At 48.4% G+C, this 19,904-nt stretch carries 21 protein-coding genes; 16 read left to right on the forward strand and 5 right to left on the reverse strand.

What is annotated here, in order from left to right; all coding sequences use genetic code 11:
• The first annotated feature begins 101 nt into the window (after positions 1 to 101).
• The 7 genes from glmS to C792_RS0101925 all read left to right on the forward strand — a co-directional run bounded on the left by glmS (position 102) and on the right by C792_RS0101925 (position 9,710).
• A complete protein-coding gene (gene glmS / locus C792_RS0101895) occupies positions 102 to 1,904 on the forward strand; it encodes a glutamine--fructose-6-phosphate transaminase (isomerizing) (protein ID WP_017547743.1) in 1,803 nt (600 codons plus the stop codon).
• A 110-nt stretch (positions 1,905 to 2,014) separates the two neighbouring features.
• Entirely contained in the window at positions 2,015 to 2,731 is a 717-nt protein-coding gene (locus C792_RS0101900) for a deoxynucleoside kinase (protein WP_017547744.1), read from the forward strand.
• Positions 2,732 to 2,940: 209 nt separating this feature from the next.
• Positions 2,941 to 4,656, forward strand: coding sequence for an aryl-sulfate sulfotransferase (locus C792_RS0101905; protein ID WP_017547745.1), 1,716 nt, complete (start codon positions 2,941 to 2,943; stop codon positions 4,654 to 4,656).
• Between the two features lie 192 nt (positions 4,657 to 4,848).
• Positions 4,849 to 5,667, forward strand: coding sequence for a SurA N-terminal domain-containing protein (locus C792_RS0101910; protein WP_017547746.1), 819 nt, complete (start codon positions 4,849 to 4,851; stop codon positions 5,665 to 5,667).
• A gap of 124 nt (positions 5,668 to 5,791) precedes the next feature.
• Positions 5,792 to 6,142: a DUF2200 domain-containing protein gene (locus tag C792_RS0101915; protein WP_017547747.1), complete on the forward strand. Its 351-nt coding sequence runs from the start codon at positions 5,792 to 5,794 to the stop codon at positions 6,140 to 6,142.
• Between the two features lie 173 nt (positions 6,143 to 6,315).
• A complete protein-coding gene (locus C792_RS0101920; protein WP_017547748.1) occupies positions 6,316 to 7,329 on the forward strand; it encodes a WD40/YVTN/BNR-like repeat-containing protein in 1,014 nt (337 codons plus the stop codon).
• 248 nt (positions 7,330 to 7,577) lie between these two features.
• The gene (locus C792_RS0101925) at positions 7,578 to 9,710 is read left to right on the forward strand and encodes an ATP-dependent Clp protease ATP-binding subunit (protein ID WP_017547749.1); all 2,133 of its coding nucleotides are present in this window, start codon (positions 7,578 to 7,580) and stop codon (positions 9,708 to 9,710) included.
• A 52-nt stretch (positions 9,711 to 9,762) separates the two neighbouring features.
• On the opposite strand, the gene ybaK is transcribed toward C792_RS0101925, so the two are convergent.
• The gene (ybaK, locus tag C792_RS0101930) at positions 9,763 to 10,233 is read right to left on the reverse strand and encodes a Cys-tRNA(Pro) deacylase (RefSeq protein WP_040608668.1); all 471 of its coding nucleotides are present in this window, start codon (positions 10,231 to 10,233) and stop codon (positions 9,763 to 9,765) included.
• Between the two features lie 73 nt (positions 10,234 to 10,306).
• Here ybaK and C792_RS0101935 point away from each other — a divergent pair, with 73 nt between their 5' ends.
• Together C792_RS0101935 and C792_RS0101940 are read left to right on the forward strand one after the other, a co-directional pair.
• On the forward strand, positions 10,307 to 10,624 hold the full coding sequence (locus C792_RS0101935; protein ID WP_017547751.1) for a CHY zinc finger protein: 318 nt from the start codon (positions 10,307 to 10,309) through the stop codon (positions 10,622 to 10,624).
• 87 nt (positions 10,625 to 10,711) lie between these two features.
• On the forward strand, positions 10,712 to 11,368 hold the full coding sequence (locus tag C792_RS0101940) for a carboxymuconolactone decarboxylase family protein (protein WP_017547752.1): 657 nt from the start codon (positions 10,712 to 10,714) through the stop codon (positions 11,366 to 11,368).
• Positions 11,369 to 11,418: 50 nt separating this feature from the next.
• Here the strand turns inward: C792_RS0101940 and C792_RS0101945 are convergent, their stop codons facing one another.
• Complete coding sequence (locus tag C792_RS0101945) at positions 11,419 to 12,591, reverse strand: M24 family metallopeptidase (protein ID WP_017547753.1); 1,173 nt, start codon at positions 12,589 to 12,591, stop codon at positions 11,419 to 11,421.
• Between the two features lie 39 nt (positions 12,592 to 12,630).
• The gene (locus tag C792_RS0101950; RefSeq protein WP_017547754.1) at positions 12,631 to 13,818 is read right to left on the reverse strand and encodes a cystathionine gamma-synthase family protein; all 1,188 of its coding nucleotides are present in this window, start codon (positions 13,816 to 13,818) and stop codon (positions 12,631 to 12,633) included.
• A gap of 387 nt (positions 13,819 to 14,205) precedes the next feature.
• Here C792_RS0101950 and C792_RS0101960 point away from each other — a divergent pair, with 387 nt between their 5' ends.
• The 4 genes from C792_RS0101960 (at position 14,206) to C792_RS14115 (ending at position 16,629) form a co-directional block, all read left to right on the forward strand.
• A complete protein-coding gene (locus C792_RS0101960; protein ID WP_017547756.1) occupies positions 14,206 to 14,781 on the forward strand; it encodes a superoxide dismutase family protein in 576 nt (191 codons plus the stop codon).
• 131 nt (positions 14,782 to 14,912) lie between these two features.
• Positions 14,913 to 15,065 (forward strand): putative periplasmic lipoprotein, encoded by a 153-nt coding sequence (locus tag C792_RS14845; protein WP_017547757.1) that lies wholly within the window; start codon positions 14,913 to 14,915, stop codon positions 15,063 to 15,065.
• Positions 15,066 to 15,289: 224 nt separating this feature from the next.
• Positions 15,290 to 15,886 carry a hypothetical protein gene (locus C792_RS0101970; RefSeq protein ID WP_156811613.1) on the forward strand — a complete coding sequence of 199 codons (597 nt, stop codon included), beginning with the start codon at positions 15,290 to 15,292 and terminating at the stop codon, positions 15,884 to 15,886.
• Between the two features lie 158 nt (positions 15,887 to 16,044).
• Positions 16,045 to 16,629, forward strand: coding sequence for a phosphatase PAP2 family protein (locus tag C792_RS14115; protein WP_017547759.1), 585 nt, complete (start codon positions 16,045 to 16,047; stop codon positions 16,627 to 16,629).
• Here the strand turns inward: C792_RS14115 and C792_RS0101980 are convergent.
• Positions 16,621 to 17,346, reverse strand: coding sequence for a sulfite exporter TauE/SafE family protein (locus C792_RS0101980; protein ID WP_017547760.1), 726 nt, complete (start codon positions 17,344 to 17,346; stop codon positions 16,621 to 16,623). The genes C792_RS14115 and C792_RS0101980 overlap by 9 nt on opposite strands.
• Positions 17,347 to 17,422: 76 nt before the next feature.
• Between C792_RS0101980 and C792_RS0101985 the strand changes: the two genes are divergently transcribed.
• A complete protein-coding gene (locus C792_RS0101985; RefSeq protein ID WP_017547761.1) occupies positions 17,423 to 17,980 on the forward strand; it encodes a DNA-3-methyladenine glycosylase I in 558 nt (185 codons plus the stop codon).
• Between the two features lie 60 nt (positions 17,981 to 18,040).
• Here the strand turns inward: C792_RS0101985 and C792_RS0101990 are convergent, their stop codons facing one another.
• Positions 18,041 to 18,472 (reverse strand): DUF1801 domain-containing protein, encoded by a 432-nt coding sequence (locus C792_RS0101990; RefSeq protein ID WP_017547762.1) that lies wholly within the window; start codon positions 18,470 to 18,472, stop codon positions 18,041 to 18,043.
• A gap of 105 nt (positions 18,473 to 18,577) precedes the next feature.
• Between C792_RS0101990 and C792_RS0101995 the strand changes: the two genes are divergently transcribed.
• Positions 18,578 to 19,279: an FAD-dependent oxidoreductase gene (locus tag C792_RS0101995; protein WP_017547763.1), complete on the forward strand. Its 702-nt coding sequence runs from the start codon at positions 18,578 to 18,580 to the stop codon at positions 19,277 to 19,279.
• Positions 19,280 to 19,297: 18 nt separating this feature from the next.
• Positions 19,298 to 19,852 (forward strand): DUF4256 domain-containing protein, encoded by a 555-nt coding sequence (locus C792_RS0102000; protein WP_017547764.1) that lies wholly within the window; start codon positions 19,298 to 19,300, stop codon positions 19,850 to 19,852.
• The last annotated feature ends 52 nt before the right edge of the window (positions 19,853 to 19,904 follow it).

The raw sequence follows: 19,904 nt of genomic DNA on the forward strand, positions 1-19,904 counted from the left end.
CCGGATACTGAAGTATTCGTGAGACCGGATGTTAAAACTGACAAGTGATTGTCAGCACAGAGCATCGGAACTTATACCTTAAATGGAAAGGAAGTCAGTATATGTGCGGAATAGTTGGTTATATCGGCAATGACAATGTCTTGGAGATACTGCTCAAAGGTCTTGAGAAAATGGAGTACCGAGGCTATGACTCTGCAGGAATCGGGGTCAGGAATGATGAAGAGGTGAAGGTGTTCAAAGAGAAGGGGCGCATCAGGGACCTCAGGGAAAAAGTGGAGACGGACTTCGATGCGACAGTGGGTATCGGACACACAAGATGGGCGACACACGGTGTGCCGAACGTGGTCAATGCCCACCCGCACCAGAGTACTAACGGCCGTTTTACACTGGTCCATAACGGTGTCATCGAGAACTATGAACAGCTTAAGAATGATTACCTTGGAGACGTTGAACTGGTTTCCAGCACGGATACTGAAATCATCGTCGAAGTGATTGCGAAGCTGGCAGATGAGGGTATGACAACAGAAGAGGCTTTCAACAGGGCACTTGGTGAAATGCATGGTTCCTACGCGCTCGGATTACTGGATGAAGAGGATCCTGATGTAATCTATGTGGCCAAGAATAAATCCCCGTTGCTTCTCGGTAAAGGGGAGGATTTCAATGTCATCACTTCAGATGCGATGGCAATGCTGCAGATCACGAATGAATTCGTGGAACTGATGGACGGCGAAGTCGTACTCCTCAAAAAAGATGATATCGTCATCAAGGATAAAGAGGGGAATGCAGTGGAAAGGGATTCCTACATTGCGGAAATCGATGCAGGAGATATAGAAAAAGGTACGTATGACCACTACATGCTGAAAGAGATCAATGACCAGCCGGCGGCAATGAGGAAGATTATCCAGGAATACCAGGATGAAGATGGGAATCTTAAGATCGATCCATCGATCATCAAACAGCTGAGGGATGCCGACAGACTCTATGTCATTGCTGCAGGAACGAGCTATCATGCGGGTCTCATCGGCAAGGAGTATTTCGAGAAATGGGCAGGCGTGCCGACAGAAGTCCACGTGGCTTCAGAATTCGTATACAATACACCGATGCTGTCCGAGAAGCCACTGTTCATCTTCATCTCACAGTCCGGAGAAACAGCGGACAGCCGCGCCGTACTTGTTGAAATCAAGAAACTCGGACACCAGTCTCTGACAGTGACGAATGTACCCGGATCAACACTTTCACGCGAAGCGGATCAGACGCTCATCCTGCATGCAGGACCTGAGATTGCCGTTGCCTCGACGAAAGCATATACAGCACAGATTGCGGTCCTTTCCATCCTGGCACAGGTCGCAGCCCGCGAGCTTGGAAAAGATACGGGCATCAACCTGATGACAGAGCTTGCGAAAGTTACAACAGCGATCACGGCAATCATCGATGATGCGCCCGCCATCGAGCAGATTGTGAACGAGTACCTCGAAACGACCAGAAATGCCTTCTTCATCGGCAGGACGATGGATTACTACGTCGGCCTGGAAGGTGCGCTGAAGCTGAAAGAGATTTCCTATATCCAGGCGGAAGGATTCGCCGGCGGGGAACTCAAGCACGGTACCATCGCCCTGATAGAAGAGAATACGCCGGTATTCGCACTGGCAACCCAGGATAAGATCAACCTGAACATCCGTGGGAATGCGCAGGAAGTCGAAGCACGCGGAGCCAAAGTGTGCATGATCACCATGGAGGGGCTCGAGCAGGACGGAGATACGTATGTGATACCGCATGTGCATGAAATGCTTACACCGCTCGTATCCGTAGTCGTGTACCAGTTCATCGCATACTATGCAGCACTGCACCGCGGAAACGATGTGGACAAGCCAAGGAACCTTGCGAAGTCGGTAACAGTAGAATAAAAGCACAATGGAATATTGAAATTTGCAGCAGGGTGCTCCGTTTCATCGGAATGATGAACGGGGCTTTTACTGTGTGAAGGAATAAATCAGAATATAATACGGTGAATATTATGAACTATGGAAAAGGTGAAGGAAAATTGATTACATTGGCAGGAACAATCGGCGTAGGAAAAACGGAATGGGGTAAAGTGATCGCCAAACATTTTGGTGTTGAATTGCTGGAGGAAAAAGTGGAAGGTAATCCGTTTCTTGCGAAATATTATGAAGATCCGCAGAGGTACAGCTTCCATCTGCAGATATTCTTCCTGAACCACAGGTTCAGTGCCATAAAGGAAGCCATGGCACACCCGAATTCAGTGCTCGATCGCTCCATTTACGAAGATGCGATGATATTTGCAAGGCTCCAGTATGAGAATGGCTCAATGGATGAAGCGGAGTATGCTACATACCTTGAGCTGCATGAAAACATGATGCAGGAGCTGGCGGATCTATATAAGCAGCAGGTTTTATTCAAAAAATCACCGGATCTTATGGTGATGGTGCATGGTTCTTTCGAAGAGATCATGAGGAGGATCAAAAAGCGCGGAAGGTCATATGAGCAGATCGATGGTAATCCGGAACTGTACAAGTATTACCAGGATATATATGAAATGTATGACAGGGACTTCAAGAAGAATTACCTGGATAAGAATATATCCCCTGTCTATGTCATAGATATTGACAAGATGGATATTTTCAACCCGCGAGATGTCAAGGCTGTACTGGATGGAATTGAAGAAACATTGGAGCGAAACAGGGGGTTTGTACTGCCTGAAGAGCTGGAGTAGGGCCCAATGTGAATACATGCAACAGCAGGATGGTCCGCCGAAAAAGGCGGGCCATCTTTTTTATGCGCACGGTCAGGTTGAGTCTCGATACATATTATGGAAAAAGTATTTATATTATGATGCGGGAGTGATAAGGTGATATTAGGGTTGTTCAGATTTCTGGACAGTAACCATACATATCAAAAGCAACAGCGGTAAGGAGTATGTACATGAAAAAAAAGAATATTGTAATCGTTGCAATCATCGGATTTGCAGTTATCCTGTTAACAGCCACCGCTTTTTATGGTAATGACGGCGGAGCAGAGCCGGAGGAATCAGATGAGACTGGGGAACAGCCGGATACTGAGGTTGCAGAGGAGGAAGCCGCAGAAGCGGATTATGACTACCCGCCGGAAAAGGCGGAGCAGGTGCTTGCAGAACAGGAGGAACTGGAGTCTGAGATGCTTGCCGAAAGTGAGGGGAGTACCCTCGACAATCCGTATGTGAATGTTGACCCATATAATCGGAGCCCCCTGTCCGCCCTTGTGATTTTCGATACGGAAGAACGGGCAAAGGTCACTTTCACAGTAAAGGGAAAGGATGACAGGGCGGACATTTCGGAAACCGTAAAGGAATACAGGAGCCACCATGAACTGCCTGTCCTGGGGTTGTATCCAGGGTATACGAACACGATAGAGATTTCCGCAGAAACTGAATCCGGGGAAGTGTTGAAACATACCTTTACAGTGACTACGGAAGACCTGCCGGAAGAAATGCCGGAGATTGAAATCAAAGAAGCCCAGCCTGAAAAAATGAAACTCGGAGAAAGTGAACTGACTTTCTATATTCCGAGTACGAGATATGCGTTTGCATTTGATGTAAATGGCGATGTCCGCTGGTATGGTTCGGGGTTCAACAGCCATGTTCTGCAGGAGCTGGATAATGGGAACCTGCTCTATCTGGGTAAGGATGATAACAGTGGAAGTGCTTATAACCGTCTGCTTGAAACAACCTATATAGGTAAAATCCACAATGCCTTCAGGATAAGTGAAGGGGCTGCGGAAAGTGAAGTTGAGGGGTTTGAATCGACACTGATCCATCATGACGTGGCGGAACTCCCCTCGGGGAATCTGCTCCTCACTGTCAATGACGGAAGTGATGTTTACATGGAGGATACCATGATAGAGATGGACAGGGAGACAGGGGAAGTCGTAAAAGTACTGGACCTGAAAGATCTTTTCCCGAAGGAAGTCTATGAAAAGTATGAGCCGAGGGAAGACAACGGCCTTATAGACTGGTTCCATCAGAACTCCGTCGTGTATGATGAGAGTGATGACAGCATCATCATTTCGGGAAGGCATCAGGATACAGTGATGAAAATCGATTATGGGACAGGCGAGATAAAGTGGATCCTGGCTCATCCCGAGGGATGGAATGAAGAGATGGAAGAATATGTCGTGGATGGGGACGGCGGGGATTTCAAATATCCGGCAGCCCAGCATGACGCCACCATCCTTCCTGATTTCGACGATGACCCGGAAACGGTCGATGTATTACTGCTTGATAACAATACAGTGGTCACCCGCGGGAACGAAAAGGTTTCGGAACAATACAGTGCCGGAACACACTACCGCATCAACGAGGAAACATTGGATGCAGAAATAATATGGACTTATGGGGAAGAGCTCGGCGAGGATTACTTTACAAATATCATTAGCAGTGCAAGATACCGTGAAGCCAGCGGCAATGTACTGCTTGATTTTGGCCACACGGATGGAGGAGAGAGAAGTTCATTCGTGGAGGTCACACATGATGAACAGTCTGAAATCGTGTTCGAAGCCGAAATGACAGGTTTCCGTACAGGTGCCTGGGCATACCGCTCTTCAAGGAATGCTTTATATAATGACAAATGGGAGGAGAGATTCTCCCTGGGCGGGGAAAGCTGATTCACATCCCCGTCTGTCCTGCATCTTCAGGATGGACTTTTGATACCGGGAAGTTCCTCATGAGGACTGATATCCTGTCATGGAATGTTCAATTTTTTCATATGGATTTTCCATCCCGGCACACGATGAGTGGACATTGGAATATGATGTGTTAGAATGACGGACAATAACGCATTGTAAGGAGAATCAATTATGAAAAAATGGTTAACAGGATTATCAATCGCCTCTTCGATGCTGGTACTCGGTGCCTGCGGCGGCGGGGATGATTCGGGTGAAGATACAGGAAACGCGGAAAATCAGCAGGAGTCCCAGGGACAGACGGCTTCTGGCAGCGGTGAAGAAGGAGGCCAGTCTGCCGAAGGAGGCGGTGAAGGCCAGCAGCAGGAAATGCCTGAACCCGACATGGAGGGTGTGCCTGATGTCGTCGCTGAAGTGAACGGGGAAGAAGTTACGAAAGATGAATTCCAGCAGGCTTACGAGAGCCAGTTCCAGCAGGCCGCCATGCAGCAGCAGATGTCCGGTCAGGAAGTGAATCAGGATGAACTGAAAAAGCAGGTTGCCGATGGCATGGTTTCACAGGAACTTCTGATACAGGAAACTGAAAACCGCGGAATCGAAGCACCTGAGGACGAGGTCAACAAAACACTGGACGATATTGTCAAACAAAATCAGATGGAATCCCAGGATGAGTTCTTCACTACAATGGAAGAGCAAGGCATGAAAAAGGATGAAGTGATGTCCCAGATTGAAACGCGGGTCAGGATGGATCAGCTTATCGCTGAAGAGACCGGTGATATCGAACCATCCGATGATGAGCTGAAAGAGATCTATGACCAGCAGAAAGAACAGATGTCACAGATGCAGGGTGAAGAAGGCGGCTCGGAGATGCCATCCTTCGACGAGATGAAACCGCAGCTTAAAGAGCAGGTTGTAATGCAGAAAGAGAGTGAAGCTACACAGACACTTGCCGAAGATCTGAAAGAAAAATCGGATGTAACAATAAATCTGTAATTGAATGGATGGGGTGATCGCCGTTTTGGATGTATGTCCAAAACGGCGATTTTTATAAGCAGGTTTGTTGTATGCTGGAAGTATGCAAAATGTTGAAGATCATTGAAATGAAAGGAGCGGTAATATGGCCGGGCATAAAATATACACCATGGCATTTTCAAACGTCTATCCCCACTATGTCACCAAGGCTGAAAGGAAGGGACGAACGAAGGAGGAAGTGGATGAAATCGTCCTCTGGCTGACGGGCTACAATCAGAGTCAGCTTGAAGAACATCTGGAGAAGGATACTGATTTTGAAAATTTCTTTGCCGGAGCACCGGATATGAACCCGTCGAGAGATATGATCACAGGCGTGATATGCGGAGTGCGTGTCGAAGAAATCGAAGAGCCGCTTATGCAGGAGATCCGTTATATGGATAAACTGATAGATGAGCTGGCCAGAGGCAAAGCGATGGAGAAGATTCTGCGGAAATGATGGGATGAAATTATCCAGGCCTGTTGAAAGGAATACTTTCAATGGGTTTTTACTTTGCTGCATCTGCGGAGATTTTTATCATGCCAAGTTCATGCAATGAGGAGTTTTTTACATCCTGATAAAGGGAATCTGTTTGGAAGAGTATTAAAAACACGCTGAAGGAGCTGGATAGGATGAAGACTTTGTATTTCTCTGCCGGCAATTCACTCTACGAAATAAAAGAAGAAAAAGGCGGATGGGTGATGACAGAAAAGCCTGCACCGAATGTCCTGCTGTGTCTTGCGGCCGATCCGGATAATCCGGGCCGGCTGTACGGGGGCACATTTGATGACGGGCTCTTTATCAGCGATGACGGCGGCGGGACATGGGAGCCTGCCGGGGCCGGCATTACACATAACCGGGTGATGAGCCTAGCTGTCAGTCCCACTGAGAATATACACGGCTACAGAGTCGTGTGGGCCGGTACGGAACCGAGCGGCCTCTTCCGATCGGAGGACGGCGGGCGGACGTGGACGGATTGCCCGGCGCTCTTGGATCTGCCATCAAAGTCAACATGGAGTTTCCCGCCCCGGCCTGAGACACATCATGTGCGTTTCATCGAGCCGGATATTCATGATGCAGAACGTATTTTCGCGGGAATAGAACTCGGCGGTGTCATGAGAAGCGAGGATAAGGGACGGAGCTTCGAAGACCGTAAACCGGGGTCGCAGCATGACAGCCATACGCTGGCGACCCATCCGGAAGTTACGGGACGTGTGTATGAAGCGGCAGGCGGGGGATATGCGGAAAGCTTCGATTCGGGCTCTACATGGGAGACATTCAACGATGGCCTTGACCCGTACAGCTATCTGGTCGGCATCGCTGCGGACAGCGGGAATGCAGACATCACCATTGTGTCGGCGGCAAAAAGTCCGATGACGGCATATAAACCATCAAATGCGGAAACGATTCTGATGCGTCGTGAAAATGGAGGAAGATGGGAACGGGTCCATGAAGGTCTGCCGGACCCCGACGGCTCTGCAATTTTCTCTCTCGCCTCAGACAGAGTGGCGGCAGGAGTGTTCTATGCTTTGAACAACACCGGTTTCTATATTTCCAGAGATTCAGGGGAAACATGGAACAAAGTGAATGTTGAATGGCCGGGCCATCTCAAGGATAAGGGAGTAAACTGGATGACGCTCGTATAACAGAGGGAGGGGGGGGGCATCTGAGGATGCCTCTTTTTTTCGTAATCATATTAAAAAAGTAACAAAAAACACTTGAAAGTCAAATAAGGTCAATGTATAATATAGTTAAAGGTCAAACTTAGTCAAATGGCAACAAGGTATGTGAGCATCATGATTGAAAATCTGAATGGAGACCTTTATACTGTATTTATAGTCAAAGATAGTCAAGGTCAAATTGGGCTATCATCACGAATAGGAGGAATCTACGCATGAAATGTCAAAACTGTGGTGTTAATGAAGCAAATGTCAATCTTGCGATGAATGTTAACAACCAGAAAATGCAAGTACATTTATGTGATGAATGTTTCCGTGAAATACAAGGTCAAATGATGAATTCCAACGATTTCTTTTCTGGATCACCTTTTGAAAATACAAACTCCAACAATAAATATTTCCAGGGAAACGGAGGAAGCGCTACGGGAACGAAAGTAAAAGAGAAACAAAACGGCGGGAACGGCCTGCTTGATCAGTTAGGTAAAAATATATCTGATGAAGCCAGGTCCGGCAACGTTGACCCGGTCATCGGCCGTGATATGGAGGTCAAGCGTGTCGTTGAGACTCTGAACAGAAGGAACAAGAACAACCCGGTACTGATCGGTGAGCCTGGTGTCGGTAAAACTGCCATTGCAGAAGGGCTGGCTCTTAAAATCGTCGAAGGGACTGTCCCGTCCAAGCTGATGGATAAGGAAATATATATCCTTGACGTGGCTTCCCTTGTGGCAAATACAAGTATGCGCGGTCAGTTTGAAGAGCGCATGAAACAGCTGATCAGTGAACTGCAGGAACGTAAAGACGTCATCCTGTTCATTGATGAAATCCACCAGATCGTAGGTGCGGGTACGGCAGAGAGCTCCCAGATGGATGCAGGTAACATACTGAAACCTGCATTGGCACGCGGCGAGCTGCAGATCATCGGTGCTACGACCCTGAAGGAATACCGCCAGATTGAAAAAGACGCAGCACTTGAACGCCGTCTGCAGCCGATCATTGTGAAAGAACCGTCATTGGAGGAAGCGGAACTGATACTGCAGGGTATTAAAGACCGTTACGAAGCATTCCATGAAGTACGCTACTCCGATGAGGCAATCCGTGCATTCGTCGGCCTGTCAAACAGATATATACAGGATCGTTTCCTGCCGGATAAGGCAATTGACCTTATGGATGAAGTCGGTTCCCGTCTGAACCTGTCCAACGCAGAGAACGACTCCGGCTCAATCAGGCAGAAGCTTGAAAAGATAGCGAAGGAAAAAGATGAAGCTGCTGAACAGGAAGATTATGAAAAGGCGGCAAACTTGAAATATCAGGAACTTCAGCTTGAAAAACAGCTCGAAAAAGCTGAGGACACAGCGCAGATCATTGATGTGGACGTTTCCGATATCCAGTTGATAGTGGAAGAAAAAACAGGTATTCCTGTGACGAAGCTCCAGGCGGATGAGCAGGAGAAAATGCGCGATCTCCAGGGTCAGCTGGGCGCGAAAGTCATAGGTCAGGGAGAAGCCGTGGGCAAAGTGGCAAAAGCCATCCGACGCAGCCGCGCGGGCCTTAAATCCAAATACCGCCCAATCGGTTCATTCCTGTTCGTCGGACCGACCGGTGTCGGCAAGACAGAGCTGACAAAAGCACTTGCCGAGGAAATGTTCGGTTCACGTGAATCACTTATCCGTCTTGACATGAGTGAGTACATGGAAAAACATGCTGTTTCCAAGATCATCGGTTCACCTCCAGGCTATGTCGGCCATGAGGAAGCAGGGCAGCTGACGGAAAAAGTCCGTCACAACCCTTATAACATCATACTGCTCGATGAAATAGAGAAAGCACATCCGGATGTACAGAACATGTTCCTGCAGATCATGGAAGATGGCCACCTCACGGATTCACATGGCCGTACGGTAAGTTTCAAAGAAACAGTCATCATCATGACAAGTAATGCCGGTACAGGTGTGAATACTGCAAGTGTCGGCTTTGGCCCGGAAAAACATGATTCAGTATCCACGCTGGATAACCTGAGTGACTACTTCAAACCGGAATTCCTGAACCGTTTCGACTCCATCATCAACTTCAATGAACTGTCAGAAGAGGATCTGCTGCAAATTGTGGATCTGATGCTTGCAGAACTTCAGGAAACAGTGGAAGAAAATGAACTCAGCATCACAATCACGGATGAAGCAAAACAGATACTGGTAAAACTCGGCTATGACAAACGCTTCGGTGCAAGACCGCTCCGCAGGGTAATCCAGGATAAGATCGAAGATCAGCTTACAGATCTGATCCTCGAAGAAGAAACTCTGGAAAACGTCAAAGTCGAAGTACAGGATGAAGAGATACAGGTGGTAAAAGCATAAACATGAACAAAAAAGGCTCTGGATCCTCAAAGGATTCAGAGCCTTCTTTAATTCAGACAGTAATATCGGCATATTGTCCGCCGGTGATTCTGAGCAGTTCAGCCGGAGAAAGTTCCATCTGCATGCCTCTTTTTCCGGCGGAGACCACGATGGATTCCATGGAGGCAGCTTCTGAAGAAACATATGTGGGGAACTGTCTTTTCATACCTACAGGAGAACAGCCGCCGCGTATATAACCTGTCGTCTTTTCCAGGTCTTTCATATGCAGCATTTCCACTTTTTTGTTGCCGCTTTGCTTGGCGAGACGTTTCAGATCGAGTGACTGTCCGGCCGGGATGCAGACGACAACTTCCCCTGTAGTGCCGCCTGTGGCGACAAGTGTCTTATATATCGTCTCAAGCGGCATCTCCACTTCATCCGCAGTACTTTTCGCGTCCAGGTGGTCTTCATCCCATGGGTACTCATGAATCTTATAATCAACCTTATTGTTCTCGAGAATCCTCATCGCATTTGTCTTCTGCATTTTCTTCTTCACGTCGATACCTCCCGGTGGCGATGATATAATAATCATATTAGCATATTAAGGGGTGAAGGGAATGATGATTTTCGGTCATACGGTCGACAGGGAGACACGATGCATCCACTATCGCGGCACACGGGATATCATTGCTATAAAATTCAGGTGTTGCGGTAGATACTATCCATGCTACAAATGCCACGATGAGTGCGAAAGGCATGAAACTGGAACATGGAAGGTCCATGAATTCGATGAGAAAGCGATATTATGCGGAGTGTGCGATACTGAGCATACAATTGCAGAGTATATGGATACAGGCAGATGCAAAAACTGTGATTCGGAATTCAACCAGAACTGCCGTCTCCACCATCATCTGTATTTTGACATCGGCAGATGAAGCCGATATGTTGAAAGGCGGTGCTTCTTCGGATATGATTTCCGGAGAAGTATTTTTTATATTCGGAAAACTATCGGAGGTAATATCATGTCAGAAGAAAGCCTGTACCAGAAATCGAACCTTGAAAGACTGCCTGAATTATCAAAGCTTGCCCCTGAAGCCTTTAAGGGTTTCGGTCAATTCGATAAAGCGGCACTGGCTGACGGAGTGATTCCGCAGAAGACGAAAGAGCTCATAGCAATTGCAGTGGCACATGTTACAGGATGCCCGTACTGCATCGATATCCATGTGAACAATGCAAAAGGCCTGGAAGTTTCCAGAGAGGAAATGGGGGAAGCCATCCTTGTGGCCACTGCACTTAAAGCGGGGTCTGCGATGGCCCATGGTGTGAATGCCCTCGAAGCATATGATGGCAGCAATGAGGGGGATCTTTACAAGAAATCCAACATCAGCAGACTGAAGGAATTTTCAAAACTTGCCCCCGAAGCATTCAAAGCCTTCACACAGCTGGACAGGGAAGCAATGCAGCCGGGAGAGATTTCACAAAAAGACAAGGAACTGATCGCCGTTGCAGTGGCGCATGTTACAGGATGCCCGTACTGCATAGAAATCCATACAAACAACGCCAAAGACCTGGATGTTACCAAAGAAGAGATGGCGGAAGCCATCCTGGTCGGCACAGCATTGAAGGCAGGCTCTGCCGTCGCCCACAGCGTCAATGCACTCAATGCGTATGATGCATAAATAAGAAAAGATGAATCGGGGCCGATTCATCTTTTTTGCGTTTCGAAAAGTCAATGAACAGGTTTTTCATGGATTTCCTGATTGAATGAAGTGAACTGCTCGATGCCGTTTTCTGTGACCAGGATGGATTCTGTTATTGCGACCCCGAATCCATCGAACCACAGCCCCGGCATGAGATGGAAGGTCATATCGGGTTCGAGTATCGTGTGGTCGCCTTCCCGGAAGCTGATGGTGTGCTCACCCCAGTCGGGCGGATAGCTCATGCCGATTGAGTAGCCGATGCGTGAATTCTTTTCATAGCCGTGTCTGGCGATGGCCCGGCTCCACGTGCTGTTGACTTCTGCTGCTGTGATGCCGGGTTTCATGATTGCCATGGTTTCATGGATGCCGTCGATGATGACTTTCCCGGCTTCCCTGATGTAGTCTGGTATCCGGCCGATGGATACGGTTCTTGCCATGGGCACATGATACCTGTGGTAGCATCCGGCAATCTCTATCGTCAGTGAGTCGCCCTCGGTGTACCTTTTGTCACTCCAATTCAGATGGGGGCTGGCGGTGTATTTTCCGGTCGGTATCATGGGGACGATGGATGTATAATCCCCGCCGAATGTGTCGCTGCCGTATATCTGTGCATGCGTGATGGCGGCAGCGACCTCATTTTCACGCACGCCGGCACCGACCGTGTCGTATGCTGCCTGCATTGCATTGCCGACGATCTCTGCTGCATTACGCATACAGTCTATCTCCGCTTCACTTTTATACACCCTTACCCAGTTCACCAGCCCGCTCGCATCTTTGAGCTCCGAATCAGGAAGTCCGACTGTGAGGCGTTCGTGGCACATGGCGGTATAATAGAATGCATCCATTTCAACGCCTGTTTTCCTGTCGCCCTTGCCCCGGCACAGGAGTTCCGCGGCGATGAAATCCATCGGATGTTTGATGGTGGACTGTACATAATCATCGGGATAGTAGATGATATTCGATGTGCTCATCCATGTGGTCAACTCGGCCCCTCTGGCGTCCATACCACGGCCGATCCACAGCGGCTCCTTTTCATCGATGAAGACGATGACCGCCTGATGGACATAGAAGCTCCATGCATCATAGCCGGTGAGGTAACAGATATTGGAGGGGTTGGAGAGTATCAGCACTTCCACGCCATATTCCAGCATCTTCTGTTTTGTCCTGTTCATCCTTGTTTCGTATTCCTGTCTGGAGAACATCATATCTCCCCTTTCCCTGTATGTTTGAATGAAGAATGCCTATGACTCTTCCAGAATTGCCAGGGCATTTTCCAGATCATTTTTAAGGTCTTCGAAAGATTCGATCCCTGCTGAATATCTTACGAGACTCTCGGGGATGCCGAGGGCCTCGAGCTCCTCTGGCGTCGACTCCACGTGACTCGTGGTGTTTGCCGGTCCAACCGTCGTCTCTACAGCGCCGAGGTTGGCTGCACGGTTGGCGAATTCAAGGCGGGGGAGTACTTTTTTGACAGCCTCCATGCCGCCGGCGAGTGCGAAACTGAGTACTCCGCCATAACGCTTCATCTGTCTCCTGGCAATATCATGGTTCGGGTGATCGGCAAGACCCGGATAGAAAACTTTGGAAACTGCCGGATGTGAAGAAAGGTATTCAGCAACCTTCTCAGCATTATCACACTGCTTTTGAACCCTCAAATCGAGTGTCTTCATCCCCCTGATCATAAGATAGGCCCCGTTCGGATCCATTGTTGCCCCATTGATTTCACGGTAGTGGAACACCTGGTCCACCAGGTGTTTGGCACCGCACAGCGTTCCGCCGAGTGCATCCGCATGTCCGCCGAGGAATTTCGTTGCACTGTGGATGACAAGGTCGGCCCCTGATTCAAGCGGATTCTGCAGTATCGGCGTGGCGAAAGTGTTGTCCACAACGAGCAGCGCATCCGATTCTTTTGAAACTTTCGCAATCCGTTCGAGGTCGGTGATCTTCAGGGTGGGGTTCGTCGGTGTCTCCAGGTGTACGACTTTACAGCCTTTCCTGATTTCTTCCTCCAGAGCCTCATGATCCCCTGTTTCACAGAGAGTCACTTTGATGTTCATATGCGGCAGGAAGTCACTGAAAATCCTGTTTGTCCCGCCATATGTGTCCTTGATGCTCACAATCCGGTCACCGGGACGTAAAAATGTGTACATGGTGTTGCTGATTGCCGCCATGCCCGTGGAAAAGCTTGTGGCAGCTTCTGCGCCCTCCAGGCGGCAGATCTTGTCTTCAAAAGATGCGAGGGTCGGATTGGTATTCCTGCCGTATATGTGCCCGTATGCCCGGCCTTTGGCAACATCATACCAGTGGTCCAGATCCCTATATTCATAAGCAACACTGTTCACTACAGGCACCTGGCTCGCACCATGCGCCCGGTAATCCTTTTCACCCGCCCACACAGTCTCTGTAGAGAGCTCCGTCCTCTTGTTCATAATCATCACTCCCGATATGTTATAATTTATTTGTAAGCGATTTCATTAGACGGGAATAAAAAACACTCCCCCGAATATACAGTCAATCCAACGGGGAGTAAAATTACTCCTTAATGACACTGTACCATCTGAAGCATGCTTTGATAAATGAAAATGAATTATTGGAGTGGAATATATGACAAAGCAGTCAATGAGCCGGAAGTTTGACCGCCAGGCAAAGTCATATGAAAAAAGGCGCAACAGAGATAAAGCATTCAAATACAGAGAAAAATATTTTCTATGTCAGAAGTGGATTATTTTTTTTACCCTCATTCAGCTGGTTAAATAAAGTTTACTTTTAAATTTAAAGGGAATCAAAACATTAACTACGATTGAAAGGGGTATTCGATGAAACGCTGGATGTTCCTGATGCTGACTGTTGCGCTGATCGGAGTTCTTGCAGCCTGCAGTGGAAATAACGAAGAGTACCAGGGGGACGAAGAAGAAACAGAGTCATTTGGTGAAACGGGCGATTCCGAAGTGATTGTCGATCTGATGGACACCAATGAAGAACAGGTGGCCACAGCGACGCTGACTGAAGGGGAATCCGGAGTCAACATCGTCCTTGAAGGTGAAAATCTCCCGCCGGGCGAACACGGATTCCATTTCCATGAGACCGGCTCTTGTGAACTCCCCGACTTCGAGTCGGCGGGCGGCCATTATAATCCGACAGATGCAAATCACGGCATGAACGACCCTGATGGCCCCCATGCAGGTGATATGGAAAATATAGAAGTGAGTGAGGACGGTACAGTGGATACTGAAGTCACAGCAGATATGGTTACACTTGAGGAAGGGCAGGATAACACGCTCTTTACTGAAGAGGGAACGGCACTCATGATCCATTCTGAAGCGGATGACTATGAGTCTCAGCCGTCAGGTGATGCGGGCGACCGTATCGCATGCGGTGTAGTGGGTGAATAGGCATATTCCGGAGAAGGCCGCCAGATGGACGGTCTTCTCCATTTTGACATTGAGCTCAAATTTATGACATCATGTAATATTAAATGAGATAATGAATCCGGAGGTTAATGCACGAAAGAAAGAGGTATTTGATGAAAAAGAGGAGTATATTTGTGCTGGTCATGGTCCTGGTCTTATCCGCATGCGGCATGAACAACAATGACGAATCGGAATTCGATCAGCAGCAGACGATCAATGATACGAACTACCAGGACAGTGATGGCAGCCCGGATAATGGTGACTGATTTTTTAAGATGTATGGACCAAAGCAGACAAAAGATCCATCCGGCAGTTTACGCCGGCATGGATTTTTATGTAGGAACAGGTATGAAAACATTGAAAAAATATTTTAACGGATCCCGTTTAAATAATTGATGGATGTGAATACTATAGTTAGAATAGTTACTGTCGAATACAGAGAATATTCAGTAATATAATTGACGGAAAAGATTCCGCGAAGGGGAGAAATATGATGGAAAACAGCGCACTGGATTGGGACTTTGAAGCTGCAAGGGCAAGTGCCCCCCATGCTCTCATCATGGTGGGATTCACAGTGGCATTTTCAATCTGGTTCGGCTTTGCCTGGGGCATAGCCGGGTGGATACTGTTTGCAGCGGTGATGGTCGGCGCTGCCTATATATTGGTCGGCAGTCTCAGGAACCGGGAGCTTTCAAAATCCGCCGGCAATGACAGGACCTCTGATGTCGTACGTATAGAACGGTCGATCGGCTTTCTCGTCGGTGTCACTTACGCTACAATTCTTATTGTTGTCATACTTATGTTCGCACTTGAAGTAGCCATGTTCATCGTCCCGTTCATCACGCTGGTCATGGGTATACACTTCCTTCTGCAGGCACCGATCATGAACCGGAGATTCGATTACTACATCGCGCCACTGCCTTTGATATCGAGCTGTATCGCTGCCTATTTTGCATTCCAGCCGGACGCATCGATTTATACGGTCTACGCAATTGCGGGTGTTGGGGGGGTGGCGGCCGCACTCATTTATGGCTACTATGTCATAGATACCTACAGGAAACTCGTCAAAAGCAGAAAGGCTGCCTGATGGGCAGCCGGTTTAAAGGCGCCGGAGGAAACCGTTCTCCGGCGCCTTTTATAGCCTCAGTGTACAGGTTGACCTAAGATATAATCCTGCAATGTCAAAGCAATTGTATGAGAGATGGTATACTGTGATGCATACCATGATTGTGAGGAAGGATAGCATTGAAGAAGAGTAATATATATTTCATCCCTCTGTATGCCGCACTGTTTGCCATACTGGCCATCAGTATCAGACTGGGTTTCACGGATGGTGCTGACAGATTGGCGTATCTGTTTCTGAGGAAATTTGCAGATGCCGGGTGGCTGGAAGGATACCTGTCATCCCTCTCCCGTATCTTCAAGCCCTTCCATGCGACAATCATATTCATCATTGTGACTGTGATATATTATTTCAAAAAGGATCCTCATTTCTGGCTGTATACGATCGGCGCCGGAGCAAGCCTCGCAATCGGGACCGCAATGAAATATACCTTCCAGAGGGCGCGGCCGGATGTTGAACATGCGGCATTCGATGGTTACAGTTTTCCGAGTATGCATGTGCTGTCGTTCATGGTCCTTGTCACTCTGATGTTCCGGCTCAGCCGGAACATCTATATCAGGGCAGTCCTGGTCTTCCTTGTCATTTCAATGATGATTTCCCGTATCTACCTTGGTGCCCACTACCTTTCGGATACAGTGGCCAGTGTCATTGTCATTGCGCTGATCCTCCATGTGATGGAGGAAGTCAAAACAAGGTATTCAGGGTGACAGCATACTCTGTATGAGAAGATATAAGCCTGTGCCGCTTAGGAGAACATAGGTGAAAATCCTGAATGCATCCTGATTGATCCACTTGTAGATATACCGGCCGATTACAAGGCCTGAGAGCACAGCGGGTACCGCATAAAGGCTGTATTTCCAAATCAGTACGCTGGTCCCGGTAAAAATGATCTGTGTGACGAGGCTGACGGAATAGATGAACAGGTAGAATGCAAGTGTCGTAGCACGCACCCTGTCCTTGTCCATGCTGGTGCCGGTGAAATAGACCAGTATCGGTGGGCCGGGCATACCGATGCTTGTGGTGAACAGTCCGGACAGCCCGCCGGTCAGATTATCCCGGGCCGGTGTCTGATTGATCCTGAAATTCAAAATGAGCAATAAAGTAAGCATGAGCAGCAGAACGCCAACAGAAAGCTTGAAAGCCTCTATGTTGATCGTCATATGGATTGCTATGCCGAAAGGGATGCCGGCCAGACTTGCTGCTATCAGCCGCTTCAGGAGGGTGAAGTCGACCGAGGGCATGATGGAACGGATGATTGATATTGAAATGACGAGGGACAGGATGATATTTATCTGGATCGCTTCCTGTGGATGAAACAGCACCAGAAACAGCGGGGTGGCCATTATGGAGAAGCCGAACCCTGTACTTGTCTGCAGTATGGAAGCGATGAGCGCTATGCATAAGAAGAATATAAAAGCGGACATGGTATCATCCTTTCTGGGGGACAGGTTACATAATGACCATGATACCATGTAGAGAAAAGCTGCGAGGAGGATTTTGATGAAGAGATGCCAGTGGGCGGGAGAGGATCCGCTCATGCAGCAATATCATGACAGAGAGTGGTGTGTGCCATCCCGCGATGACCGGTACATTTTTGAAATGCTGTCGCTGGAAGGGGCGCAGGCGGGTCTTTCGTGGAAACAGGTCCTGCATAAGAGGACAGCCTACAGGACAGCCTTCCACGATTTTGATATCGTCCGCTGTGCGAATCTTACGGACGAGGAGCTCAGCGGTATCAAAATGAATCACGGTGTCATCAGACACATGGGAAAGCTGGAGTCGGTGCGGACGAATGCCGGGGCGGTGCTTGAAATCCGGAAGGAGTTCGGAACCTTTGCGGGTTACCTGTGGGGCTATGTTGATCATGCACCGATTGTGAACAGGCATAAGACGGATGATGATATTCCCGCATCCACCGAACTGTCGGAGAGGCTGAGCAAAGATCTTAAAAAGCGTGGTTTCAAATTTACGGGTCCGGTCATCATCTATTCATTCATGCAGGCCATCGGGATGGTCAACGACCATGTCGAGGCATGTGGATGCCATCCGGGAATTTAAATTTGAAAGATGTGCAGGGGGATGGGTAAAGAGAAAAATATTCCTTCAGACCTCCTGCCCCTATCTTGCCGATTCATACATTTCGATCCACTCGTCGACTGTCATCTTTTCGGCCAGTTCACCGAGCAGTTTGTACGGAATTTTATCAGGATTGGTAAACCGGATGCAGCTTTTGCCCATGTTCAGCTTTGTCGTCATATGATTGGGGTATTCGCGGGTGAACCAGTCATAGAGATCCCGGTCCCGGTACATCCCCAAGTGATAGACTGCGAGGTGCCTTTTCTGTGAAGCGACGCTTATGAAAGGAAGCGGTTCGTTATCCACATGGTAACCTTCAGGGTATCTGTCCTTCGGTACGGCAAACACCGGCATACCATGCTGGATGCCTGCCTCGAATCCCTCCGGGAGATGTTCATTGATCACATCCCATGTTCTTATGAAACTCTCCCGCCATTTTTCATCAATTTTATCCACATATTCATCAAATGTCATTTGCACAAGCCCCTTTCCGGGTATTCATTAACTATATTAAACCATAAAGCAAAGAAATGCAGAAGGGTGTCTTCTAATGCCAGGCGTAAAAAGGAGAATAAAAAGATGGGTCTTTTAAAAGATGCAGCAGCTGTTTTTAAAAAGAAAGAACTGATTTTCAAAGAAAGGCGTCAGATTTCAGTGGATATATATACTTTCAGTTTTGAAAGGCCGGAGGGTCTGAGCTGGCAGGCGGGGCAGCATGGGCTTTTCACAATCACCCACCGGAAAGTCAAACCGCCTACGAAACCATTTACAATCTCCTCATCCCCGCGGGAAGACGTGATTGAAGTAACGACCAGGATAGACGATAGGCCCAGTGATTATAAACAGGCGCTCCTTGAACTTGAGCCTGGCATGAAGGTGACTATGAGCGGCCCTGCCGGCTCTTTTCATGCGGATGACGGGGAGCGGGTGGTATTCATTGCCGGTGGGATCGGCATCACACCTTTCCATGCGATGCTCAGCGAACTGGCTGATGAGGATATCAGAGTGGAAGCGCCGCCCGTACTGCTGTATGTTGATGGGGAGGGGAAATTTACGTACAGAGGGGAACTTTCGGAAATCAGTGACAGAGGGACTGCAGCAGTGCGTTTCATAGAGTCGAGCGAAGGGCTGCACAAGGAGCTTGAGCTGCTTGAAGGGGCAGACGTGGAAAAATACCTTATCGCCGGACCTTATTCCATGGTCGAATCGGTAAGCAAGCATCTGATCGGCACCGGGGTGCCGAAAAAGAACATTAGAAAAGAGACATTCATCGGATATTAGACAGGGGGATGATCAGTTATGCGAGCAAAAAAACTGAACACGGATGAAATGAAAAGGCAGCTGGAGGTATCCAGGGAGCGATTTCAAGCCAATATGACCAGGCATGCAGGAATCGAATGGAAACGGGTCGAAGAGAAGTTGGAATCCAATCCGGAAAAACTATGGTCGCTTTCAGAAATGGAGCGTACAGAAGGGGAACCTGATGTTGTCGGGGAAGAAGACGGGGAATTCATCTTCTTCGACTGTTCGAAAGAAAGTCCTACGGGGAGGAAGAGCGTATGCTACGACCGTGCAGCATGGGAGGCACGTAAGAAGAATAAGCCTGAAACCAGTGCAATGGAACTTGCAGAAAAAATGGGCATCACGATGCTTGATGAAAATCAGTACCGCTTCCTGCAGGAACTCGGTGATTTCGATACCAGGACATCATCGTGGCTCAGTACACCGGATGGGATCAGGGAGCGCGGCGGCGCCATTTTTGGTGATTTCCGCTACAATACGGTATTCATCTACCATAACGGCGCGGAATCCTATTATGGTGCACGAAGGTTCCGGGGCGCCCTCAGAGTGTAAAAGAAGCATCTGCCGCGGCAGATGCTTCTTTTACAAGAGTCCGCCGATGATG

Source organism: Salinicoccus carnicancri Crm (genome assembly GCF_000330705.1).
GTDB lineage: Bacteria > Bacillota > Bacilli > Staphylococcales > Salinicoccaceae > Salinicoccus > Salinicoccus carnicancri.